Source organism: Silvibacterium bohemicum (genome assembly GCF_001006305.1).
In the GTDB taxonomy this organism is placed as follows: Bacteria; Acidobacteriota; Terriglobia; order Terriglobales; family Acidobacteriaceae; genus Silvibacterium; species Silvibacterium bohemicum.
In genome coordinates, this window is record NZ_LBHJ01000002.1 from 373,695 (window position 1) to 396,028 (window position 22,334).

Annotated in this window: 23 protein-coding genes; 13 read left to right on the plus strand and 10 right to left on the minus strand. The window is 60.0% G+C overall.

The window, feature by feature from the left end:
- The first annotated feature begins 125 nt into the window (after positions 1–125).
- Together XX99_RS05520 and XX99_RS05525 are read left to right on the plus strand one after the other, a co-directional pair.
- A complete protein-coding gene (locus tag XX99_RS05520; protein WP_050058433.1) occupies positions 126–1,358 on the plus strand; it encodes a D-alanine--D-alanine ligase family protein in 1,233 nt (410 codons plus the stop codon).
- A 75-nt stretch (positions 1,359–1,433) separates the two neighbouring features.
- On the plus strand, positions 1,434–1,910 hold the full coding sequence (locus XX99_RS05525; RefSeq protein WP_050058373.1) for a hypothetical protein: 477 nt from the start codon (positions 1,434–1,436) through the stop codon (positions 1,908–1,910).
- 143 nt (positions 1,911–2,053) lie between these two features.
- On the opposite strand, the gene fabD is transcribed toward XX99_RS05525, so the two are convergent.
- A complete protein-coding gene (gene fabD / locus XX99_RS05530; RefSeq protein ID WP_050058374.1) occupies positions 2,054–3,001 on the minus strand; it encodes an ACP S-malonyltransferase in 948 nt (315 codons plus the stop codon).
- Positions 3,002–3,356: 355 nt separating this feature from the next.
- Between fabD and XX99_RS05535 the strand changes: the two genes are divergently transcribed.
- Entirely contained in the window at positions 3,357–3,845 is a 489-nt protein-coding gene (locus XX99_RS05535) for a c-type cytochrome (RefSeq protein ID WP_050058375.1), read from the plus strand.
- Between the two features lie 6 nt (positions 3,846–3,851).
- Here XX99_RS05535 and panC read toward each other — a convergent pair whose 3' ends face one another.
- From panC to XX99_RS05580, 9 genes are all read right to left on the minus strand, one after another.
- Positions 3,852–4,700 carry a pantoate--beta-alanine ligase gene (gene panC / locus XX99_RS05540; RefSeq protein ID WP_050058376.1) on the minus strand — a complete coding sequence of 283 codons (849 nt, stop codon included), beginning with the start codon at positions 4,698–4,700 and terminating at the stop codon, positions 3,852–3,854.
- A complete protein-coding gene (gene panB / locus XX99_RS05545; RefSeq protein WP_050058377.1) occupies positions 4,700–5,605 on the minus strand; it encodes a 3-methyl-2-oxobutanoate hydroxymethyltransferase in 906 nt (301 codons plus the stop codon). The genes panC and panB overlap by 1 nt, the downstream gene beginning before the upstream one ends.
- Before the next feature lie 99 nt (positions 5,606–5,704).
- A complete protein-coding gene (locus tag XX99_RS05550) occupies positions 5,705–6,598 on the minus strand; it encodes a DoxX family protein (protein ID WP_050058378.1) in 894 nt (297 codons plus the stop codon).
- Between the two features lie 15 nt (positions 6,599–6,613).
- Positions 6,614–8,050 carry an NCS1 family nucleobase:cation symporter-1 gene (locus tag XX99_RS05555; protein WP_050058379.1) on the minus strand — a complete coding sequence of 479 codons (1,437 nt, stop codon included), beginning with the start codon at positions 8,048–8,050 and terminating at the stop codon, positions 6,614–6,616.
- Positions 8,041–9,432, minus strand: a complete 1,392-nt coding sequence (hydA, locus tag XX99_RS05560; RefSeq protein ID WP_050058380.1) for a dihydropyrimidinase — start codon at positions 9,430–9,432, stop codon at positions 8,041–8,043. Before hydA ends, XX99_RS05555 begins: the two co-directional genes overlap by 10 nt.
- Positions 9,433–9,447: 15 nt before the next feature.
- Positions 9,448–10,854: an NAD-dependent dihydropyrimidine dehydrogenase subunit PreA gene (preA, locus tag XX99_RS05565; RefSeq protein WP_050058381.1), complete on the minus strand. Its 1,407-nt coding sequence runs from the start codon at positions 10,852–10,854 to the stop codon at positions 9,448–9,450.
- Entirely contained in the window at positions 10,847–12,172 is a 1,326-nt protein-coding gene (locus XX99_RS05570; RefSeq protein ID WP_050058382.1) for an NAD(P)-dependent oxidoreductase, read from the minus strand. Before XX99_RS05570 ends, preA begins: the two co-directional genes overlap by 8 nt.
- 7 nt (positions 12,173–12,179) lie before the next feature.
- Positions 12,180–13,049 carry a nitrilase-related carbon-nitrogen hydrolase gene (locus XX99_RS05575; protein ID WP_050058383.1) on the minus strand — a complete coding sequence of 290 codons (870 nt, stop codon included), beginning with the start codon at positions 13,047–13,049 and terminating at the stop codon, positions 12,180–12,182.
- A gap of 199 nt (positions 13,050–13,248) precedes the next feature.
- A complete protein-coding gene (locus tag XX99_RS05580) occupies positions 13,249–13,728 on the minus strand; it encodes a nucleoside deaminase (protein ID WP_050058384.1) in 480 nt (159 codons plus the stop codon).
- Positions 13,729–13,770: 42 nt separating this feature from the next.
- Between XX99_RS05580 and allB the strand changes: the two genes are divergently transcribed.
- The 10 genes from allB (at position 13,771) to plsX (ending at position 22,220) form a co-directional block, all read left to right on the plus strand.
- Positions 13,771–15,111: an allantoinase AllB gene (gene allB / locus XX99_RS05585; protein WP_050058385.1), complete on the plus strand. Its 1,341-nt coding sequence runs from the start codon at positions 13,771–13,773 to the stop codon at positions 15,109–15,111.
- 179 nt (positions 15,112–15,290) lie between these two features.
- A complete protein-coding gene (gene uraD / locus XX99_RS05590) occupies positions 15,291–15,803 on the plus strand; it encodes a 2-oxo-4-hydroxy-4-carboxy-5-ureidoimidazoline decarboxylase (protein ID WP_050058386.1) in 513 nt (170 codons plus the stop codon).
- Positions 15,788–16,141 carry a hydroxyisourate hydrolase gene (gene uraH, locus XX99_RS05595; protein ID WP_197081831.1) on the plus strand — a complete coding sequence of 118 codons (354 nt, stop codon included), beginning with the start codon at positions 15,788–15,790 and terminating at the stop codon, positions 16,139–16,141. The genes uraD and uraH overlap by 16 nt, the downstream gene beginning before the upstream one ends.
- Before the next feature lie 4 nt (positions 16,142–16,145).
- Positions 16,146–17,003, plus strand: coding sequence for a factor-independent urate hydroxylase (gene pucL, locus XX99_RS05600; RefSeq protein ID WP_050058388.1), 858 nt, complete (start codon positions 16,146–16,148; stop codon positions 17,001–17,003).
- Positions 17,000–18,292 carry an allantoate amidohydrolase gene (locus XX99_RS05605; protein WP_050058389.1) on the plus strand — a complete coding sequence of 431 codons (1,293 nt, stop codon included), beginning with the start codon at positions 17,000–17,002 and terminating at the stop codon, positions 18,290–18,292. The genes pucL and XX99_RS05605 overlap by 4 nt, the downstream gene beginning before the upstream one ends.
- Positions 18,280–19,014: a (S)-ureidoglycine aminohydrolase gene (gene allE / locus XX99_RS05610; protein ID WP_050058390.1), complete on the plus strand. Its 735-nt coding sequence runs from the start codon at positions 18,280–18,282 to the stop codon at positions 19,012–19,014. Before XX99_RS05605 ends, allE begins: the two co-directional genes overlap by 13 nt.
- Before the next feature lie 4 nt (positions 19,015–19,018).
- Complete coding sequence (locus XX99_RS05615) at positions 19,019–20,278, plus strand: M20 family metallo-hydrolase (RefSeq protein ID WP_050058391.1); 1,260 nt, start codon at positions 19,019–19,021, stop codon at positions 20,276–20,278.
- 69 nt (positions 20,279–20,347) lie between these two features.
- Positions 20,348–20,899: a YceD family protein gene (locus tag XX99_RS05620; RefSeq protein WP_050058392.1), complete on the plus strand. Its 552-nt coding sequence runs from the start codon at positions 20,348–20,350 to the stop codon at positions 20,897–20,899.
- 79 nt (positions 20,900–20,978) lie between these two features.
- Positions 20,979–21,164: a 50S ribosomal protein L32 gene (gene rpmF / locus XX99_RS26545; protein WP_082125273.1), complete on the plus strand. Its 186-nt coding sequence runs from the start codon at positions 20,979–20,981 to the stop codon at positions 21,162–21,164.
- Positions 21,165–21,176: 12 nt separating this feature from the next.
- The gene (gene plsX / locus XX99_RS05625) at positions 21,177–22,220 is read left to right on the plus strand and encodes a phosphate acyltransferase PlsX (protein ID WP_050058393.1); all 1,044 of its coding nucleotides are present in this window, start codon (positions 21,177–21,179) and stop codon (positions 22,218–22,220) included.
- Positions 22,221–22,334: the final 114 nt, after the last annotated feature.

Consider the following 22,334-nt stretch of genomic DNA (forward strand, 5'->3'; position numbering starts at 1 on the left):
GCCAAAAGCAGGCATGCAGTGCACGTCCGCATTCCTCATGAATCTTTTTGGGCGAATCTTTTTTGCGCGCAGCTCGTGGAATTCACTGCAATCCAGCTATTCTGTTGTTTCGCAATCCTCTTTCAATGAAAAAACTTCGAGTAGGCGTTCTGTTTGGTGGGCGTAGCGGCGAGCATGAGGTTTCGCTACTGTCGGCGGCTTCGGTTCTGAAGGCGATCAATCGCAAAAAGTACGAGATTGTGCCCATCGGCATCACCAAGGGGGGCCGCTGGGTCACTTCCTCCGATGCTGAGCGGCTGCTTGGCGGCGACTCCGGCACTCTACCGGCATCGACCGAGCGCAATCTCCGGGCCGGTGATCCTGAGACTACCTCCGCGGCTGCAGTTCTGGCGCGCGGCGAATCAGTGATCGTGCCGCCCGTGCCATCAGACGGCAAGACCGGCACGCTTGTCCCGTTCGAAACCGAGGCTAAAGGGCTGGAGCTCCGCGCCAACGCCGCGTCTGGCCCGGTACTCAATCTGGACGTCATCTTTCCAGTGCTGCATGGCACCTTCGGCGAAGACGGCACCATTCAGGGCCTCTTCGAACTGGCCGGCATCGCCTACGTCGGCTCGGGCGTGCTGGGTTCGGCCGCGGGCATGGACAAGGACGTCATGAAGCGGCTCTTTGCGGCGGCGAAACTTCCTATCCCCAGGCATGTAAGCTTTCTGCGTGCCGAGTGGGAATCCGGCGCCAAGAAAATCATCGCGAAGATCGAAGGCGCGCTCAAATATCCGCTCTTCGTGAAGCCGGCCAATCTGGGATCGTCGGTGGGGATCACCAAGGTTCATAACCGCAAAGAACTCGCCCCGGCGATCGATACCGCTGCCGGCTTCGATCGCAAGATCGTTGTCGAACAGGGCGTAGGCGGCAAGAAGGGAAAGGCTCGCGAGCTTGAAGTTGCCGTGCTTGGCAATGACCGGCCGGAAGCTTCCGTGGTCGGAGAGATCGTGCCCGGCAAGGAGTTTTATGATTACGAAGCCAAGTATCTGAGCGAAGGCTCCTATCCCATCATTCCCGCCAAGATCACGAAACAGCAGTCGAAGACCATTCGCGAGATGGCCATCGCCGCATTCCAGGCGTGCGATTGCTCGGGACTCGCGCGCGTCGACTTCCTGATGGATCCTGCATCGAACTCGTCGCGTGCGCCTCGCATCTATTTGAATGAGATCAACACGCTGCCGGGCTTCACCTCGATCAGCATGTATCCCAAGCTGTGGGCCGCTTCCGGCGTTGCGTATCCTGATTTGATCGATCGATTGATTGCACTTGCGCTGGAGCGCCGTGCAGAGAAGGATCGTACCAACTACAGCCGCTGAGGAACTAACTGGGCCTCCGCGGTGTCAGAAATATATGGACCTGCTCGCCGAATTTGAAAAAGGAACTTTCCGCCGATGACTCTGCTCGATGCTCCGAAATACGACGCAAAAAAAGCGCGACTCATGCGCAATCTGTCCATTGCCGGAGTGAGCGCGGTGGTGATCGCCGCTATCCTTTTCGGGATGTTCATGCTGAACCAGCCATGGTGGCTGTGGAACTGGTCCGCCGACCATCGCGTGAACAACTTCTTCACAACAATCGAATCGGGAGATCTGCAAAAGGCCTATGCCCTCTGGAATAACGACACCGATTGGCAGCAGCACGCCAGCCAGTACAAGGATTACGACTTCAACCAGTTTCAGAAAGACTGGGGCGTCGGCAGCGATTACGGCAAGATCCGATCGCACGCCATCGTCATGGCCAAGAAGGTTGGCAACGGCACGGTGATGGGCGTCGACATCAATGGCGGCAAGACTCCGATCTTCCTGCGCGTCGACCAGAAAACGAAGACCATCGGCTTTTCTCCGGTCGAACTTTACACCGGCCCGTAATCTCCGCGTACAGGGACTTCATCGGAATTATCTGCGGACCGGGTGTCCCACGTCCGGATGTTCGGACGTGGGATTCTACCGAAGCTCGTCGTGCGGACCGCAAAGGAACAATCTGTGTTTTGTTCCGATGCAACGTTAGGTGGTTAAGTGGCCAGCCCGGCGATCGCCTTTTCCAGGCTCGCCTCATCCTGCACACTCATGCAGTTTTGACTGCGGTCGATCTGGCGCATCAGGCCTGAGAGCACTTTTCCCGGCCCGACTTCGATGAAGTGCGTAGGCGCCTGCTCCATCAGCAACCGCGCGCACTCCACCCACCGTACCGCACCCGTCACCTGGCGCACCAGTGCGTCGCGCAGTGTGTCTCCATCGGTGACCAGCGCGGCATCGACGTTCACCGCAACCGGAACATTCGCGTCGGCAAAAACGATTTCTGCGAGCAGCGGCGCCAGGCGATCCCGAGCCGGCTGCATCAGTGCGCAATGGAAGGGCGCGCTTACCGCCAATGCCACCACCTTCTTCGCGCCGCGTTCTTTCGCCAATGCGCCGGCCTGCTCCACTGCCGCTGAAGCACCGGAGATCACCGTCTGCTCCGGCGAATTGTAGTTGGCTGGCGAAACGACTCCCCCGCCTGCAACAGCTATCTCTGCGCAAATCCCAGTCACATCTTCGGGCGACATGCCGAGAATCGCTGCCATCGCGCCTTGACCTTGCGGGACAGCGTCCTGCATGAACTGGCCACGGCTGCGCAGAGCGCGGACGGCATCGGTCACGGACAAGACGCCTGCGGCGACATTGGCGGAATACTCGCCGAGCGAATGTCCGGCGACGAAGCTCGGTGTCACGCCCTTCTCGGCCAGCACCCGCTGAGCTGCAATCGAGACAGTGAAGATCGCGGGCTGCGTGAACTCCGTTAGCTTCAGCTGTTCTTCCGGACCTTCGAAGCAGAGCTTCGAAAGCGCAAACTCCAGAGCCTCGTCCGCTTCGTCGAACGTTTGTTTTGCAATTGGAAATCTCTCATACAGGTCGCGGCCCATGCCCACCGCCTGCGAACCCTGCCCCGGAAAAAGGAATGCCAGTCTATGCGTACTCATGCCAGAGATATTTCAAATGATTTTGGACTAGCCGTCCAGGCGTACGGGGCTTCGCCGCCTTTTCGCGGAACATTCACCTTCACTCTGACCGCAGCAGTCCCGTCATTCTAACGGCCGGAGGGAGGAAGAATCTCGGCGAGGTATTCCGTGCAGCATCGGTGGGGTTAGAATCACGTTCCCGTCTGAGACTTGTTACGTCCTCTGGTCGCTGTCTATTTTTTGTTCATGCTGCAACGTTCGCATTAGCGATAGCAATAAATTCCCGGTCTTTTTCTGGTGCAGCCAGGAGATAGCTGAAGGGTTATGTAACAATGACGGCGGAGTGAATCCCGTTTTTAGTACGAGGTTTGAACTTATGCAGCGGAGTCTCGCCGCCGGTCTTATCGCAACCGCTCTTGCTCTGAGCACCCTGCCTTCATTCGCGCAGGATGCGCAAACAGCCGCCAAGCCGGCTCATCGTCCCATGCCGAAGCCCTCCAACCTCCAGGTTTTGCCCAAAGATATTTCTTCGCCTGACCTGATAGCCGCGATGCGCTCGTACAGCAAGGCTCTGGGCGTGGAGTGTGAGTTTTGCCATTCGGAAGATCCACAAACGCACCGGCCCAATTTTGCCTCGGATGCGAAGGAAGACAAGGGCATCGCCCGCATTATGATCAGCATGACGCAGGAGATCAATCAGAAATATCTCTCGACCGTGAAGGATCCGGATGCCACGCCCGCGGACAAGACCGTGACCTGCGGAACCTGCCATCGCGGCAACACCATGCCCGCGCAGTTCTTCGGCGCAGCCCCGGGCGGGGAGATGCACCACGAAGGCGAAGCGCCTCCGGCGAAGTCGGAATAACTTCCGCTATCCCGCCTCTACGATTGTGTTGTCGATGAGGCGGGTCGATCCCACCCATGCCGCAATAGCGATCAGCGATCGCTGGCGGAGATTCGCGACCTCTTCGAGCGTATCGGGATCGACGATCTTCAGATAGTCGAGGCGGACTTCAGGTTCATGCGAAATGACTCGAAGCCCAGCCTCGATTAATCGTGTAACTTGCGTCTCGCCCTTGGCTGCGTCTTCCTCCATCGTCTGCAGAGCGCGACGCAACGTGAGCGCCCTTAGCCGCTCTTCCGGCGACAGGTAGCGATTGCGAGAGCTGAGAGCCAGGCCATCCGGCTCGCGCACCGTCGGACAGACGATCATCTCCACGGGAAAATTCAGGTCGCGAACCATCTTGCGCAGCACGGCTACCTGCGCGGCATCTTTCTGGCCGAAAAACGCTCGGTCGGGACCGAGGATGTGGAAGAGCTTGGCGACAACGGTTGCCACTCCGCGAAAATGTCCGGGACGCGATACGCCGTCCAGCCTGTCGCTGATTCCTTCTACCTCGACGATGGTGCTGGCGCCGCGCGGATACATCTCCTCGGCGGCCGGCGCGAAGAGCAGAGCGACGCCCTCCTGCTCCAGGAGCCGGCAATCCTCATCGAAGGTGCGCGGATATTTCGAAAGGTCCTCATTCGGCCCGAACTGCGTGGGATTGACGAAGATGGTCGCGACAGTTACATCGCATTGCGCCCGCGAAGCGCGCACCAGCGAGAGATGTCCGGCATGGAGAGCCCCCATCGTGGGAACCAGGCCCACGATGCGACTCTGCGCGCGCAGCTCCCGCAGAGCAGTCCGCGCATCGGCGATGGAAACTACTAACTGCATCAGGCTTTGCGGGAAAGATGATCTGCCGGTTCGAATGAGGCCGTAGCCTCTTTGGGCAGATGATAGCTCTCCGATTCATCGGGGAAGGATCTCGCTTCTACATCGTGCATGTAGCCTTCGATCGCGGTGCGGAAGAGCGCAGACGCATCGGCATATTGCCGAACGAATTTGGCCGGACGCGAGAAGCTTAAATTCACCAAATCGTGGAAGACGAGAATCTGTCCATCGCAGTCCGGACCCGCGCCGATGCCGATGGTCGGAATATGTAACTGTGACGTGATCCTGGCTGCGACCTCGCGCGGCATGCCTTCGAGAACCACAGCCGAAGCCCCGGCTGCTTCCAGCATTCGCGCATCGCGAACCAATTCTTCAGCCGCGGCCAGTGTCTTTCCCTGCACCTTGTATCCGCCCATGCGATGCACGGCCTGCGGTGTGAGCCCGAGATGGCATACAACCGGGATCTCGGCGTCGGTCAACCGCTCGACCAGCTCGCAGCGCGTCGCGCCGCCTTCGATCTTCACGGCTTCTGCGCCGGCCTCTTTAAGAAACCGCGCCGCGTTGGCAACGCCTTCCGCGATGCTCACATGATAGGAGCCATACGGCATGTCGGCGACCACGATGGCCCGCTTCACAGCGCGCCGAACCGCGCGCGCGTGATGCAGCATCTCGTCCATGGTTACAGGCAAGGTGCTGTCATAGCCCATCACCACCATGGCCAGCGAATCGCCGACCAGGATCAGGTCCACGCCGGCCTCGTCGACAATGCGCGCCGTGGCGTAGTCGTAGGCGGTAAGCGCGGTGATTGGCCGGGCTGACTGCTTTTTTTCTGTAAGGGATTGGAAGTTGACTTTGCTCGAAGCAACAGACGCGCCGGAATCGGCACTGCGGAAGTTGGTAATACTCATCATCGTCTCCAGTGCAGCTCCCTGCTATCGAGGGATACCACCCGAACCCAATTTCTGACCATACGCCGCGCAGAGTCGCTTGTAAAGCTGGAGGGAGCTCTACGAGTCGCTTGTCGTTGCAGGAGATGGAGTTCGAGTTAGAGCCGCGGCGAGCAGCAAAGCGGTTCCTGAAAACAAGAGGGTGTCGGCAATATAGTTGAGCGCCTCCATAATGTCCGAGGACGGTCCGATATGAGCAAGAATGGGCAGGTACAGAAATGCTGTAAGCAGCGCCATCACGAGTCCCACGCCGGTTGCCGCCGGCCTTGCAAAACGATTCGTGAGCATCGCCGCGCCAGCCACGATCAAGATGCCTCCCACCAGATATCCCCATGCCGTAGGCCAGGGAACCCACATCGGCGTGAGTTTTTGCAAGGGAACTCCTGGGGCAAATTGCGGATGGAGGAAATGTTCAACTGCGAAGAATAGAATAGCGCTGGCAAAGAAGACCCGCGCGATTGCGATCACGATCTGCGCTCTGCGAATACGGCTTGCAGGCGGCAGAGTGCATGCGAAGGCGAGAAAGCCTGTTCCGAAAGCAGAATCCCGGATTGCCACTGCCCAGGAGAAGCGGTCGCGCGGGTTCGCGCAGACTCTTGGTATATGCAGCATCAGCACGAAGAGGAACAACATGATCGCCATCAGTGCTGACGATAGTCCGGCATAGCGCATCAGCAATAGGCTCAATGCTGTAGCCAGCAAAGCCGCGGAGACGAAATAGACCCAGAACAGCCGGCCCGGCATCCATGGTGGCACCCCCTGCACAATGAACTGAGCGATAGTGATGTGCTCTGCCGCGAAGAGCGCAAGCGAGGCGGCAGTGAAGACGCGACCCAGGACCACCAGCCTGTCCAATCCAGACGCGGCTGCCACGTCTCGCCGTACCAGGAAGAGTCCGGCGAAGAAGAACACGATGCCTGTGAACCACGGCCAGAAAACGACGTGTGAAAACATGATGGCCCCTCTCTCTCAGATTTTTGCTTCGGCTGTCTTTCCTCCTGCGCTGTCTCGATCCGTTCCGCGCATGAGCAACAGATAGATCCCTCCCGAAGTGAAGAATCCGGTGAACCATGCGTAGTCGTAAAACCAATGCACCGCCGCGATGAACAAACCACTGAGCGCGAAGCCTACTCCGAGCGCGAGCGCCGCCATCGCGCGATAGTTCACGCCATTCGCATATTCATAGAGGCCGTTGCGGCGATAGAGATCCGCAAGGTTGAGTTGCTTGCGTCTCAGGAGGAAGTAATCGACCACCATGATGCCTGCCACCGGACCGAGCAGGCCGGAGTATCCCACCAGCCATCCGAAAATGTAGCTGCTGAAGCTCGACATCAGCTTCCACGGCATCATGGCCAGCCCGAGAAATCCCGTGATCAGTCCACCGGTGCGGAATGAGATGAGCCGTGGATTGAGATTCGAGATATCGTTCGAGGGCGAGACTACATTCGCCGCGACGTTCACGTTCAGCGTGGCGATCAACAACGCCACCATCGCCAGCAGTGCGACGGCCGGCTGATGGAAGCGTCCCAACAACTCGATGGGATTCCAGATGGGATGGCCGAAGATCACCGCCGAAGCCGATGTGACCGCAACGCCGATAAAGGAGTACAGAGTCATCGCCACCGGCAGCCCGAAGGCCTGCCCCACCACCTGCGAGTGCTGCGATTTCGAATAGCGTGTGAAGTCAGGAATGTTCAGCGCCAGCGTGGCCCAGTATCCGACCATGGCCGTCAGCGATGGGAAGAAAAATTTCAGAAATGATCCCGTGGAGTGGAACTGGCTCGGTTCCGAAAGCATGGGGCCGAAGCCTCCCGCCTTCACCAGCGCGTAGACCAGAAGCGAGAGCGACATGACCAGCATGAATGGCGCGGAGAAACTCTGCAGGAAGCGGATGCTTTCCACGCCGCGCCACACCACGACCATATTCAGCGCCCAGAACCCCAGAAAGCACGCCCACACTGCCCACGGGACCGCGGCCGCAGAGGGCGACAAGATCACCAGCATCGAGTGAATGGCCTGGCCGCCGATCCACGACTGGATGCCGAACCAGCCGCAGGCCACCAGCGCGCGAAGCACCGCCGGCACATTCGCCCCGCGCACGCCAAACGGAGCACGCACGAAGACGGGGAAGGGGATTCCATACTTCGCACCTGCATGCGCATTCAGCAATAGTGGAATCAGCACGATCAGGTTGCCGAGCAGGATGGTAACGATGGCTTGCTTCCAGTTCATGCCGCCGGCGATAAGCCCGGAGGCCAGCATGTAGGTGCTTACCTCCATCGACATGGAAAACCAGAGCGAGATGTAGTTGTACGTGCCCCAGGTGCGATGCGCAGCAGTGGTCGGCGCAAGGTCGGCGTTGTAGAGGCCTGCGGACTCTGCTGCTGCAACCTCGGTCACCTCCATGCGCCTCCGCGTGCATCCCGCTTGAGATAGTTGCCGCGTCCGATCTTGCCGAGATATTTTCCGTTCTCGACGATCAGCTCTCCGCGCGAATACACCTGTTTTGCATTTCCGCGTACTCTGAACCCTTCGAACATCGAGTAATCGCAGCGCATATTGTGGGTAGCCGCGCTGATGGTGTGCTCCGCACTCGGATCCCACAGCACGAGATCGGCATCGCTGCCCACGGCAATCGTCCCCTTCTTGGGATACATGCCGAAGATGCGTGCCGGCGCGGTAGAAGTGATCTCGACGAAACGGTTCAATGTGAGCCGGCCGCTGTTCACGCCGTGATGATGAATCAGTTGCAGACGGTTTTCGATGCCGGGGCCGCCGTTGGGGATCTTGGTGAAGTCATCTTTGCCCAGCGATTTTTGATCCTCAAAGCAGAACGGACAATGGTCGGTGGAAACCACCTGCAGATGATCGTGCTTCAATCCATCCCACAGCATCGGTTGATTCTTCTTCTCACGCAACGGCGGAGTAAAGACATACTTCGCCTCTTCGAACGACACGCCCGGCATCTGGTCTTCAATCGAGAGCAGCAGATACTGCGGGCAAGTCTCGGCGAAGGCCGGCACGCCCCGGTCGCGCGCCTCGCGCACCTGATTCAGCGCGTCTTCACTCGACAGATGCACGATGTACATCGGCGCGCCGGCGATCTCGGCCATGGCGATGGCTCGCTGCACGGCTTCGGCTTCGGCGATGGTCGGCCGGGTCAGCGCGTGGTACACAGGCGCGGTTTTTCCCTCGGCCAGCGCCTGCTGCACGATCACATCGATCACGCTGCCGTTCTCCGCGTGCATGCAAATCAGTGCGCCGTTTTTTGAAGTCTGTTGCAGCGCCTTGAAGATGGTCGCGTCGTCCACCATCAGCACGTTGGGATAGGCCATGAAAAGCTTGAAGCTGGCCACGCCTTCGCGCACCATGTCGTCCATGTCTTCGAGACCGGAGGTGCCAAGGTCGGTGACGATCATGTGCAGCCCATAGTCGATGCAGGCTTTGCCTTCGGCCTTATTCCACCAGGTATCGAGAGCGGAGCGCATCTTCGTACCCTTCGCCTGAATTGCGAAATCGACGATGGTGGTTGTGCCGCCGATCGCTGCGGCACGAGTTCCGGTCTCGAAGTCGTCTGCCGAGGTCGTTCCGCCGAATGGCATATCGAGATGCGTGTGCGCGTCGATGCCGCCCGGCAGCACATAAAGACCGGAGGCATCGACAGCGGTGTGCCCTTGTGATGCAATTCCCGAGCGCACTTCGCGAATCGTGCCATCTTCCACCAACACATCGGCGGAGAGGGTCTCGTCAGCGGTAATCACCGTGCCATTGCGGATCAACAGACCCATACGAATACGTCCCTTTCAGAATTGAACCGGCGGTGCGCATCTCGCGCCCTGCGAGCGCTCTTCCCAGCTCTCCGCGGGCAGCCCGGTCGGCACTTCCACCATCGTGATGCATTGATCCACCGGGCATACCAGCGAACATAGATTGCAGCCCACGCACTCCGTGTCATCCACGCGTGGGATGCGGGCCAGCGGTGTGCTGCCCTTGGCGCCACGCAGTGCGTGCGCGTCAAGTTTGGGGATCGGAGTCATCGCGATGGCCGCGTGCGCAGCGGCCTCGATTGAAGCAGGCGTGGAGTGGAGTTCGATCGGGCCATCCACCGGTCCGGTGACGCGGTCGAGATGAATGCACTGGTGCGCGCCATCCCAGCACGCGATGTAGCAAAGATCGCAGCCGATGCACTTGGCCTCGTCGATGTGCGCCACAATCTTGTAATTCAGATTGAGGTGCTTCCACTCGGTGACGCGCGGTATTGTCAGGCCGCGAAAATCTTCGATGCTTGCGAAGCCCTTCTCGCGCATCCAGCCTTCCAGCCCATCGATCATGTCTTCGACGATGCGATAGCCGTAATGCATTGCGGCGGTACAAACCTGCACTGTGCCGCAGCCCAGCAGGATGAATTCCGCCGCGTCGCGCCAGTTGGCGATACCGCCGATGCCGGAGATGGGAATCGCGCTGTCCGCAGCAACCTGCTGAACCATGTTCAACGCAATCGGCTTCACTGCTGGTCCACAGTAACCTCCATGCGATGATTTACCGTCGACATTCGGCCGTGCCGTAAAAGTATCGAGATCGATGCCGGTGATGGAGTTGATGGTGTTGATCGCGGACACCGCGTCGGCCCCGCCCTGTTTGGCCGCGCGTGCAATCACGCGGATGTCGGAGATGTTCGGCGTGAGCTTCACGATCACCGGAGTGCGCGCCTTCTCCTTCACCCAGGCCGTGATCATCTCCGTATATTCGGGCACCTGACCTACGGCCGAGCCCATGCCGCGCTCGCTCATGCCGTGCGGGCAGCCGAAGTTCAGTTCCAGCCCATCGGCGCCCGCGTCTTCCGCCTGCTGCACGATGGTGTGCCACGCCTCGCGCGTCGACTCCACCATCAGCGAAGCGATGACCGCATGTCGAGGGTAGAGCCTCTTCACTTCGGCTATCTCGCGGAGGTTCACTTCGAGGGGCCGATCGCTAATGAGCTCGATATTGTTGAGGCCCATCATGCGCTGACCGTTCCAGTCGATGGAGGAGTAGCGCGAGCAAGTGTTCGTCACCTGCGCACCGATGGTCTTCCACACCGCGCCGCCCCAGCCCGCGTCGAAGGCGCGCATAATCTGCTCGCCGGTGTTGGTCGGCGGCGCGGAGGCCAGCCAGAAGGGATTCGGCGAGGCGATGCCGGAAAAATTTACTGCAAGGCTGACATCAGACATGGATCGCCTCCAGCTGGCTCGCTATTGCCAGAGCGGCCCGTTTGCCATCCGCGACCGCATCCACCACTTCGCGTCCGCCGTTGACACAATCGCCGCCGGCAAAATATTTCGGATTCGTGGTCTGTCCCGTCTTGCGCTCGATCACAATCCGTCCCTCATCGAGGGTTATGCCGCGAATGCTCTCCAGCAATTCCAGCAGCGGCAGTTGGCCGATGGCCGGAAGGATAAGGTCGCAGGCGAGATGAAACTCCGAGCCGGGAATGGGTGCGAGCGACTCGTCGACACGAATGCATTCGAGAAACTCCAGCATTCCACCATCCGCATGGACGCGGAGCGGCAAGGTCTGCCACAGAAAGCCGACTCCCTCCTGCTTCGCATGCTCGTACTCAAACTCAAATGCCGACATGGTGCCGGCGGTGCGCCGGTAGAGAATCGAAACCTTCTCCGCGCCTAGGCGCCGCGCGGCGTTGGCGACATCGATGGCGGTGTTGCCCGCGCCAATCACCACCACGTATCCGTTGACCCGTGTTACCTTCGCCGTTTTGTAAGCCGCGATAAATTCCAGTGCATCGACAACTCCCGGATGATCGCCGCCGGGGATGGCAAGCTTATTCGCGTTCCCCAGCCCTATACCGAGAAAGATGAAGTCATAATTCCGTTCCAGGTCCTCGAGCAGCGGTGTATCGACCTCTGCGTCATAACGAAATTCAACGCCGAGCTGCGCGATCAGTTCGATCTCACGGAGACTGGCGCGCGCGGGTAACTTGTATTCCGCCACGCCGTAGGTGTTCAGGCCGCCCGGCAGTGGATTCCGATCAAATACAGTTACAGAAAAGCCGCGCTGCGCTAACTCCGCCGCGCAAGCGAGTGACGCCGGGCCGGCGCCGATGCATGCCACTTTCCCCGGATGCTTCGCCGCTGTCTTCATCGTCAGTTTTCCACCACTGGAGTGGAAAACATCCATCGCGAAGCGCTGCAATAGTCCAATTTCAATCGGCTCCTCGCCGCGGCCGTGCATCACACATGCGCCTTCACACAGCACGGCGACGGGACAGACCCGCGAGCAGCTCGCTCCCAGCACATTGGCGTCGAGAATGGTGCGGGCCGAACCCTGGGTGTTGCCGCTGGAGATCTTCTTGATGAACCTGGGCACGTCGATGTGAGTAGGGCAGGCAGCGGTACAGGGCGCATCGAAACAGTTCAGGCAGCGATTGGCCTCGACCACTGCGGCTTGCGGCGCGAATGGAGGATGCAGATCCGGAAAACGCCTTTCGATCTCCAGAAAGCGCTCCGCAACGATGGGATGCTCTGCGCTCATTCGGCTCCTAAGGCTTGACCAGGTCTCCGTACAAATCCGGACGGCGGTCGCGGTAGAACTGCCACGTCTTGCGCACCTCGGCGATCTTGTCCAGGTCGAGATCGGCGGTAAGCACCTCGTCGTTATCGCGAGAGGCCTGCGCGAAGATCTGCCCGCGTGGATCGCAGAAGTAGCTCTGCCCATAAAACTCGCCGATGTTCCACGGCGCTTCGGTGCCCACGCGATTGATCGCTCCAACGAAATAGCCGTTCGCAGCGGCGTGCGCAGGCTGCTCCAGCTTCCAGAGATATTCGCTGAGGCCGGCGACAGTCGCCGAAGGATTAAACACGATCTCCGCGCCGTTTAGTCCCAGCGCGCGTGCACCCTCGGGAAAATGCCGGTCGTAGCAGATGTAGACACCGATCTTGCAGAAGCCCAGATCGAAGACCGGATAGCCGAGATTGCCGGGGCGAAAATAGAACTTCTCCCAGAAGCCAGGCGCTACATGCGGGATGTGCGTTTTGCGATATTTGCCGAGATAGCTGCCTTCGCGATCGATGATCGCGGCGGTGTTGTAGTAGAAGCCATCGGCTTCGATCTCGTAAACCGGAACAACGATGGCCAGCTTCAGCTCTTTGGCCAGCGCTTGCATCAGCTTGATGGTTGGCCCGTCCGGAACCGGCTCGGTGAAGTCGTACCAGCGAGTGGTCTGCTCGGCACAGAAATAAGGACCGTAGAAGATTTCCTGCAGACAAACGATCTGTGCTCCGGCTGCCCCGGCCTGCCGGATCATCGCGACATGCTTGTCGATCATGGATTGCTTGATCTGGCTGAGCGGCCGATCTGCCGGCTCCACATTCGTCGCCTGGATCAGGGAACATCGGACAACACGAGGCATCCATCTCTCCGAGAGTGAAATTACGAATGAATTTACTTTTGACGACCAGCTCGCCGGCTGCCGTTTCGTTCCATGCCGCAATCCTTGCCGAGAGAAGGATAGTGTACGCGAAATTAATTGTTATGCCAGAGGATTCGAGCCAGGAAGAGGCAAACGATAGACGGCGTTTTCAGGCAGATCTCCGGCCGCCTTACGGACTCTAATACTCGATCTTGTCAGACGCTTCGCGCCACGTCCGAAAGCTCTCCCAAGCCTCGTCCTGCATGAGTTGCAGCGCGGGGAGCGAGCGCTCGGTGCGGTCTAGCTTGAATTGCTGGTAGAGAAAAGAGTCGTCGAAGCCCGCCCGCGCCGCCGCATCGCAATCGTTGCCGTAATAAACAGCGTCGAGGCGCGCCCAATAGCTTGCCGCCAGGCACATGGGGCAGGGCTCGCAGCTTGTATACATCTCGCAGCCCTGTAGCGAAAAGACGCCCAGGGCCGCACAGGCCTTGCGGATGGCATTGATCTCGCCGTGGGCGGTGGGGTCGTTGGTCGCCGTAACGCTGTTGGCCGCCTCGCCTACGACAATCCCATCCCTCACGATAACGGCGGCGAAAGGGCCGCCCGCCCCGCTGCGTACATTCTCGGTGGCCAGATCGATGGCCCGCTGCATATAGATTGGATTCGGTTCGTTTGGCATTCGCGCTTGCTCTGTGAGTCGTATAGCGGAATCATGGACAGTATGGCACAGGCGTTTGTTTCGCAGCGGGTGGTAACTCCGGAAGGCGTTCGCGCCGCGGCTGTTCTTGAAGACGCGGGCACGATCACGGCCATCTGTCCTTCATCGGAGATTCCTGCCGGCTACGTGATCCGCGACTTCGGTAACCTCGTCATTCTTCCCGGCCTGGTCGATAGCCACGTCCATATCAACGAGCCTGGGCGCACCGAGTGGGAGGGTTTCTGGAGCGCAACCCGCGCAGCCTCTGCCGGTGGATACACCACGCTCATCGACATGCCGCTGAACTGCCTGCCCGAGACCACGACCGTCGCCGCGCTCGAGGCCAAACGCGCAGCGGCCAAAGGACAATGCTTCGTCGATTGGGCCGCGTGGGGCGGAGTCGCAGGTGACAACGCTCTGGATATCGAACCTCTCGCCGCAGCCGGCGCCAAAGGCTTCAAGTGCTTCCTGATCTACCCGGGCTGCGAAGGCTTCCAGATGGTCACGCCATCGCAGCTTGAAGCGGCTCTGCCGCACGTCGCACGGACAGGATTGCCGCTGCTGGTCCACGCCGAACTCGACGATCCCATTCAAGCCGCGACCGCTGAACTCTGCGAGGCCGACTGGCGCAGCTATGAAACTTATCTGCGTTCGAGGCCCGACGAAGCCGAGCTGACGGCGATATGCATGTTGCTCGCTCTCAGCCGCGAATACCGGTTTCATCTGCACATCGTGCATCTGGCTTCGGCGCTGGCGCTCGATACATTGCGTGAAGCGCGCGCCGAAGGCCTGCCGGTCACCATAGAGACCTGCCCGCACTATCTTCACTTCGCCGCCGAGGACATCCCCGACGGCAGCACACTGCACAAATGCGCCCCGCCCATCCGCAGCCGCGACAACCGCGAGAGATTGTGGGAGGCCATCCGCGACGGCCTCATCGATCTCGTCGCTACGGACCACTCGCCCTGTCCGCCGGCGATGAAGCGGCTCGATGAAGGCCGTTTCGATACAGCGTGGGGCGGCATCGCCAGCCTCTCGGTTGCGATTTCGGTGATGTGGACAGGCATGCACGCACGCGGCTTCGGCCTTCACGACCTCGCACGGTTCATGGCGGAGAAGCCAGCGCGGCTCGCGCAGCTTGGCGGACGCAAGGGACAGCTCGCGGCTGGATACGACGCCGACTTTACGGTCTTCGATCCGGAGTCGAGGATTCGGATAACAGCTGACTCACTCCATACGCGCCATCGCATTTCGCCTTACCTGGGGGAGACTCTACACGGCAAGGTAGTAGCTACCTATTTGCGAGGCGGCATGGTCTTCGAAGAAGACCGCTTCTCGACTGAGCCATTAGGCATCGAGGTATGAGCAGTGGCTCCTGCGGCAGCGATGCGCCGTAGTATGATGAGTCAATTTTGCCGGAGGCGTGCCACTATCAGTACCAACTCATCTGTAATCGCGGCACGGATCGTCATTGCCGAATATCGTCGCCACATTGGGGGCGGGCTGCTCGAGAAAATGTTTACTTTCGCAGCGGAGGCGCGGCGATGAATCCAACTTTGCAGCGCTGGAACGAGTTTGACGTCACCACGGCCGAGTCCGAGATCCTGCCCTGCTGTGGCTCCCGCGCGTGGGCTCAGGAGCTCGCCGCACTCCGGCCGTTTTCTGAGCCGGAGGATCTCCTCCAAACATCTGAGGATGTTTGGTCGCGTCTTGATGTCGCCGACTGGGATGAGGCCTTTGCCAGCCATCCGCGCATCGGTGAGCGCAAATCCTCGCAAGCGACGACCGCGCCATCCGCGCAGTTCTCGAGCGAGGAGCAGCGCAGCGCCGCAGGTGCATCCGCGGATATTCAGGAGCAACTAAAACGCGCTAACGCCGCGTATGAGGCCCGCTTTGGCCGAATCTACATCGTCTGCGCGAGCGGAAAATCCGCCGAAGAGATGCTGGCGATTCTCCTGCAGCGGCTGGAAAATGATGGCGTAGCCGAGCTCCGCGAAGCCGCCGAGCAGCAGCGGCAGATCACGCAGCTTCGGCTGAGAAAGTGGTTGCAGATTTGAGCGGAATCTCGACGCACATCCTCGATACTTCGTTGGGCCGTCCTGCGGCTGCCGTGGCCGTGACTCTGGAGCAGAAAATCGGCGACGCATGGGTCTTCCTCTCGAGGCAAACGACCGATGGCCATGGGCGCGTGAAACAGATGCTGCCCGACGCGAAGGCACTGGAAGCGGCGGAGTATCGGCTCTCTTTTGCGACCGGTGCTTATTTTGCGGCGTTCGGAGTCGCCGGGCTCTATCCTGTAGTCGAGATCACTTTCGAGGTTTGCAGCGGCGGCGGCCACTACCACATACCGCTGCTGCTGACGGCGAATGGATACTCTACCTATCGGGGAAGCTGACGGCATGCCCATTGAGCTTGGCGCGAATCGTTATGGAAAATCCCGCGTGCGCCTGATGAAGGTCACACGCGGCGACGGGGCGCACTCGGTTGTTGAATGGAACGTCGAAGTCTGGCTCAGAGGCGATTTCCACGAGTGCTTTGTAGACGGAGACAACAGCCGAATTCTTCCCACAGACACGATGAAGAATACCGTCTACTCGCTGGCTCGCGCGTCTGCTGCGGCATCGCCCGAAGCCTTTGCCGTCGAGCTAGCCTCGCACTTCATCGACAACAATCCTCATGCGGACGGTGCGGAAATCCGCATCCAGTCGACACCGTGGAAGCAACTCGGAGTGAACGACGCTACTCTTCCTTACTCCTTCACGCATGACGCCAATAAAATTGGCACAGTAGTAGTTACAATTGGCCGTGAAAGCGCGCCTGTCATCACATCCGGCTTTGAAAAGCTCTGGCTCTTGAAGACGGCAAACTCCGGTTTTGCAGGTTTCATGAAAGATCGTCTGACGACATTGAAGGAGACGCATGACCGTCTTCTCGGCACGCTGGCCGAGGCGTCGTGGCTCTACACTGGCGAGAGTCTCGACTTCAATGCTCTGCGGCGACGCATCGAAGCTGCGCTCCTTATCGCGTTTGCCGAGCACGATAGCCTTTCGGTCCAGCAAACCTTGTATGCCATGGCAGAAGCTGCGCTCGAAAATGTTCCGGAGATCGCGCAGATTCATCTCTCGATGCCGAACAAGCATTGCAACCTCGTCGATCTCTCGCCGTTTGGGCAGGACAATCCCAATGAAATCTTCGTTCCTACCGATGAGCCGCACGGCTCGATTGAAGCAACAGTTTTCCGGCAGGGCGTGAAATGAAGGCAATCGAAGCCAGTTCGACGGCCTTGGTCGCAAAAAGCTTCGACGCTCTCGCCGCGGAGATCATCGCGCGCTGCGCAGCTCTCTCTCGCTTCACGGAAGAGCCGGGGCGAATCACGCGCACCTTTCTTTCTCCGGCCATGGAGGATTGCCATCGTCTCGTCCGCCGCTGGATGGAAGAAACGGGGATGGAAGTGTTCGTCGATCGCGCGGGAAACCTGCGTGGTTATTATTCTGCTGCCGAAGAGCGAGAGGCCCCACGCATCATCCTCGCCTCGCACCTTGATACCGTGCCCAATGCGGGAAGATACGACGGCATCCTCGGCGTCCTGCTCGGGCTTGGCGTGGTGGAAGCTCTGAATGGTCTCCATCTCCGTTGCGGCATCGAGGTAATCGGCTTCTCCGATGAAGAGGGCGTGCGCTACGGACTGCCCTTCATCGGCAGCCGCGCTCTTGCCGGCACGCTCGGACCACCGCAACTTGCTCGGCTCGATGCCAACGGCATTCGCATGGCAGTTGCGCTTGGAGATTACGCGGCGGCGCATCCGGAAGCGGTGGAAGCAGCGCTTCACCCGAAGACGCGCGGCTATCTGGAGTTCCACATCGAGCAGGGGCCGGTCCTCGATGAGTCGCAATTACCGATGGGCGTCGTCGACGCGATTGCCGGGCAGAGCCGCGCGGTGGTCACCTTCCGCGGACGAGCCGGCCATGCGGGAACCACGCCGATGACGCTGCGCCGCGACGCGCTAGCCGCAGCTGCCGAGTGGCTCGTGGCCGTCGAAGCGGCTGGATTGGCGGCTCCAGGGCTTGTCGCCACTGCGGGCAAGATCGTCGCCGAGCCCGGCGCAGCCAACGTAATTCCAGAATTGTGCCGCTGCACGCTCGATGTGCGCCACGCAAGCGATGAGATCCGAACTACTGCCTTGAAACAAATTCTGGCCAGTGCCGACGCCATCGCCGCGGGAAGACAGATTGCGGTCGAGCACACGATCGAGGTCGACCAGGCCGCTGTTGCGCTCAATCCCGCGCTCACCGCCCTTGCCGAAAAAGCTGTTCTCGCCGCCGGCCACCCTGCACCACGCATGATCAGCGGAGCCGGACACGATGCGATGATCCTGGCTGCGAAGACTCCTGCGGCGATGATCTTCCTCCGCAGTCCGGGGGGCATCAGCCACCATCCTGAGGAATCGGTTCTGGCGGAAGATGTGGCCGCTGCGTTGCGTGCCGGATTAAATTTCCTCGATCTGTTCGAAAACCACCTGGAAAGCGAGTCCTCTTGCACAACTTAGGCCAGACTCGAAGCGTGCGCCGCCCCAATCACTCGCTGCACACGCCCGATGCGTTCATTCGCACCCGGCTGCCGGGCATGAGCAAAGCCTCGGCTATCGTCCATGCCTCGCCCGCGCTGGGTGCGTCGTTTACGCAATACTCTGCGGAAATCGAGCCCGGCGGCACACTTGGCAGCTGCTCTTTTCAGCGCTTTTTCTACGTACTCGAAGGCGAGGTTCATCTAGACCTCGACGGTGATCGTCACACGCTCGTCAAAGATGGGTACGCCTACCTGCCGCAGGATTTTTCTCACTCTCTGACCGCCGCTCAGCCGTCTCGCCTGGCCGTAATCGAGAAGCGCTATCAGCTTTTACCCGGCGTGAGTCCGTCCGCCCCTATCGTTGCCAGCGAGTCGGAGATCGTTGGCCAGCCGCTGATGGGCGATGTCGACCTTACCCTGCGCGCTCTGCTTCCCGACACCTTGACCTTCGACTTTGCAGTGAACACCATGACCTACCAGCCCGGCGCGGCTCTCAGCATGGTCGAGATGCATGTCATGGAGCACGGTCTGCTCATGCTTGAGGGCGGCGGCATCTATCGTCTTGACGACGCCTGGTATCCGGTCAGTGTGGGAGACTTCATTTGGATGGGGCCATACTGTCCTCAATGGTTTGGAGCGATTGGCAAAACTCCGGCGAAATATCTCATCTACAAGGATTGGAACCGTCATCCACTTGGTTAATGCAATGAACTTCAAGATCGATCAGCAACGACTGAATCGCGAACTCGATACGCTGGCCTCTTTTTCGGCCGACCCGGCTCCGGCGGTCACTCGCGTTGTCTTCAGCGAGCAGGATCTCGCGGCGCGCGCGTGGATCAAGGAACGCTTTCGTGAGGCCGGCCTCACCATGCGCGACGACGCGGTAGGCAATACCTTCGCGCGCTGGGCGGGAGCCAATCCCGATCTTCCTGCCGTGGGAACAGGCTCACATATCGATGCCATTCCGCACGCCGGGAAATTTGATGGAACGGTCGGAGTACTCGGCTCGCTCGAGGCGATTCGCGCTCTCCAGGCTGCCGGGTTCAAGCCGCGGCGATCGATCGAGCTGGTCTTGTTCACCGCCGAAGAGCCCACGCGCTTCGGCATCGGCTGCCTGGGCAGTCGCGTGATCTCCGGAAGCCTCACGCCCGCTGCGGATGTTCAATTGCGCGAAGCATCGGCCGGCCCGGAAGGCCACGGGCAGACACTGGAGTCCGTTCGCAAGAGCGCCGGCTTTACCGGATCGCTGGATAGCGCACTTCTGCCGCAAAATTACTTCTCCGCATTCATCGAGCTGCATATCGAACAGGGTTCGATCCTGGAGAGTGAAGGCGTCTCGGTCGGCCTGGTCTCGGACATCGCCGCACCGGCGGCTTTTCACATCGTCATTGAAGGGGAAGGCGGTCACGCCGGCGCGCGGCTTATGCCCGGACGCAAAGACGCCCTCTGCGCCGCGGCGGAGATCATCCTCGCCGTGGAACGCTCCGTGCTCGCTACCGGCGCGACTGACACTGTGGGTACGGTGGGCATCTGTCAGGTGCATCCGGGCGCCATGAACTCCATTCCCAGCCGGGTTCAGCTCTCGCTCGACCTTCGCGATACCGACGCCGCTCGTCGCGATGCGGCGCTGGAGCAAATCCACAATGCCTGCGGAGAGATTGCCTCTCGCCGCCGCGTGGCCATCAAGCTGGAAACCATCAATGCCGATGCTCCCGCGCAAAGTTCGCCCGAAATTGTGAAAGCTCTCAAGGAGGCGTGCGATGCGGAGGCCGTCTCGTATCGAACCATGGTCAGCCGCGCCTATCACGACACCTTGTTCATGGCGCGCCTCGCCCCGGTCGCAATGATGTTCATCCCCTGCAAGGGAGGGGTGAGCCATCGTCCTGACGAATACTCCTCGCCCGAACAGATCCACCAGGGGGTCAAGGTGTTGGCCCGAGTTCTGGCCGGTCTCAGCGCCATTTAACCGGCGGTAGTTGACCGCCCCGCCGCGAATCCTTAACCTCAAATTAGACCCACCCTGCGAGGCTTCACCATGTTGATCACCGTGCTCGATCTGGAGCGGGAACCGCTCGAATTCGATCTGGCCATCGATCCCGGCGCCATCGATTATTCGGAAGAAATCACCCAGAAGGGACCACTTGCCGTCCAGGGGGGAGCCGAAGTCATCGAAGAGCACCACGGCCCGCGCGAAATTATCTCCGACATACGCCTTCGCGGCAGCTACCAGGGGGATTTCGAGATGCCCTGCGCCCGCTGCCTGGAGCCGGTCGCTCATCCCGTTTCCGGGCAGTTCGACCTCATCTTTCGTCCGCTTGGCGCGGATCGGGACGCGATCGACCACTCCATCAGCACATCCGAGACCGAAATCGGTTATTATCAGAATGGCGGTCTTGCGCTGGAAGATGTGTTACGTGAGCAGGTGCTCTTGTCCCTCCCCGTTCGTACACTCTGCCGGCAAGATTGCAAAGGACTTTGCCCGCACTGCGGCCTCGATCTGAACTCCGAATCCTGCACCTGCGAAGCGGCTTCGTCCGATCCCCGGTGGTCGGCGCTCTCGGACTTGGGCAGTCGGATAAAAATTTAGTTTTGCCGATCATCCTGCCCGGTTTCGGGCAGCGCCGGTGCGTAACAGGTCCGGAGATCGATCGCGAAAGGAATCTGAAATGCCTAATCCAAAGCGGCGTCATTCCAAGGCCCGCACCTCCAAGCGTCGCGCACACGATGCGCTGACCGCCACTGGCACCTCCGAGTGCCCCAGCTGTCACGAGCGTAAGCTTCCCCACCGCGCTTGCCCCAAGTGCGGCACCTACAAGGGACGCGACGTTCTCGAAGTAAAGGAAGCCAGCTAGCCCCGGCTATCGATGCTGATTGACATCGCTCTCGATGCCATGGGTTCGGATAAATCTCCGGAGCCTGAACTCCGGGGTGCTATCCTCGCCTGCCGTCAGCTGCCCGTCCGCGTTCACCTCATAGGACCGCAGGAAACGCTGCGGCGCAGCTTGTCGTCCTACCTGGACGGCGAGCGGCTGCCCATTGAGATCGTCCACGCCAGCGAGCACATTGGCATGGAAGAAAAGGCCGCGCACGCTGTCCGGGCAAAAAAGGACAGCAGCATGCGCGTGGGCCTCAAGCTGGTCCGCGATAAGCATGTCGCCGGTTTCTTCACCGCGGGCAATACCGGAGCCGCCATGGCGTCGGCCAAGATGGTTCTGGGGGCGCTTCCCGGCGTCGATCGTCCGGCGCTGGCGATTGTTGTGCCTACTCTCTCCGGCACGCCCTCCATTCTTCTTGATGTTGGCGCGAACGTTGATTGCAAGCCGCAGAACCTCGAGCAATTCGCGGTGATGGGTGAGCTCTATGCGCGCAGCGTGCTGAAGATCAGCCGTCCGCGCGTGGGCATCCTCTCCGTCGGCGAGGAAGAGAGCAAGGGCAACGATCTCACCCGCGAAACCTATCCGCTGCTCAAGCAGCTGCCCATCAACTTCATCGGCAACGTGGAAGGCCGCGATATCTACAACGGCAACTGCGATGTGATTGTCTGCGACGGCTTCGTCGGCAATGTAGCGCTCAAGACATCGGAAGGCCTTACGCGCTTAGTCCGCGAGATGCTTAAAGCCTCGCTGACCACGACCGTCACCGCGCAGGTTGGCGCGCTTCTGTCGCGTAAGGCATTTAACGCGTTCAAGCGTAGGCTCGATCCTTCGGAATACGGCGGAGCACCCCTGCTGGGCGTGCGTGGAGTCTGCATCATCGGCCACGGATCGTCGAACGATCGCGCGATTATGAACGGCATCCGCGTCGCAGCAGAGTTTGCTCAGGCGGGAATCAATGAGAGCATTGCACGCGAGTTCACGCAGCGCCCCGATCCGCCGCTCTCCGGCGCATTCAATCTTCCTATCCAGTAAGAATCTCAGATCCAGCAAGAGCGGCAACGAATCACCATGCCGTCATTCTTGTATCTATGAAGGATCGACAGTTTAGGTAGAGACTGTTGAGGTGGGGGAGCACTTTGTATTGCT

Coding starts and splice junctions, on each gene's coding strand:
- rpmF (WP_082125273.1), top strand. CDS start 20,979: ATGCCTAATCCAAAGCGGCGTCATTCCAAGGCCCGCACCTCCAAGCGT.
- allB (WP_050058385.1), top strand. CDS start 13,771: ATGGCACAGGCGTTTGTTTCGCAGCGGGTGGTAACTCCGGAAGGCGTT.
- fabD (WP_050058374.1), bottom strand. CDS start 3,001: ATGAGTACGCATAGACTGGCATTCCTTTTTCCGGGGCAGGGTTCGCAG.
- panB (WP_050058377.1), bottom strand. CDS start 5,605: ATGAGTATTACCAACTTCCGCAGTGCCGATTCCGGCGCGTCTGTTGCT.
- XX99_RS05535 (WP_050058375.1), top strand. CDS start 3,357: ATGCAGCGGAGTCTCGCCGCCGGTCTTATCGCAACCGCTCTTGCTCTG.
- XX99_RS05555 (WP_050058379.1), bottom strand. CDS start 8,050: ATGGAGGTGACCGAGGTTGCAGCAGCAGAGTCCGCAGGCCTCTACAAC.
- XX99_RS05520 (WP_050058433.1), top strand. CDS start 126: ATGAAAAAACTTCGAGTAGGCGTTCTGTTTGGTGGGCGTAGCGGCGAG.
- plsX (WP_050058393.1), top strand. CDS start 21,177: ATGCTGATTGACATCGCTCTCGATGCCATGGGTTCGGATAAATCTCCG.
- XX99_RS05615 (WP_050058391.1), top strand. CDS start 19,019: ATGAACTTCAAGATCGATCAGCAACGACTGAATCGCGAACTCGATACG.
- pucL (WP_050058388.1), top strand. CDS start 16,146: ATGCCCATTGAGCTTGGCGCGAATCGTTATGGAAAATCCCGCGTGCGC.
- XX99_RS05575 (WP_050058383.1), bottom strand. CDS start 13,049: ATGCCTCGTGTTGTCCGATGTTCCCTGATCCAGGCGACGAATGTGGAG.
- XX99_RS05580 (WP_050058384.1), bottom strand. CDS start 13,728: ATGCCAAACGAACCGAATCCAATCTATATGCAGCGGGCCATCGATCTG.
- uraD (WP_050058386.1), top strand. CDS start 15,291: ATGAATCCAACTTTGCAGCGCTGGAACGAGTTTGACGTCACCACGGCC.
- hydA (WP_050058380.1), bottom strand. CDS start 9,432: ATGGGTCTGTTGATCCGCAATGGCACGGTGATTACCGCTGACGAGACC.
- panC (WP_050058376.1), bottom strand. CDS start 4,700: ATGCAGTTAGTAGTTTCCATCGCCGATGCGCGGACTGCTCTGCGGGAG.
- XX99_RS05605 (WP_050058389.1), top strand. CDS start 17,000: ATGAAGGCAATCGAAGCCAGTTCGACGGCCTTGGTCGCAAAAAGCTTC.
- XX99_RS05550 (WP_050058378.1), bottom strand. CDS start 6,598: ATGTTTTCACACGTCGTTTTCTGGCCGTGGTTCACAGGCATCGTGTTC.
- XX99_RS05570 (WP_050058382.1), bottom strand. CDS start 12,172: ATGAGCGCAGAGCATCCCATCGTTGCGGAGCGCTTTCTGGAGATCGAA.
- XX99_RS05525 (WP_050058373.1), top strand. CDS start 1,434: ATGACTCTGCTCGATGCTCCGAAATACGACGCAAAAAAAGCGCGACTC.
- preA (WP_050058381.1), bottom strand. CDS start 10,854: ATGTCTGATGTCAGCCTTGCAGTAAATTTTTCCGGCATCGCCTCGCCG.
- XX99_RS05620 (WP_050058392.1), top strand. CDS start 20,348: ATGTTGATCACCGTGCTCGATCTGGAGCGGGAACCGCTCGAATTCGAT.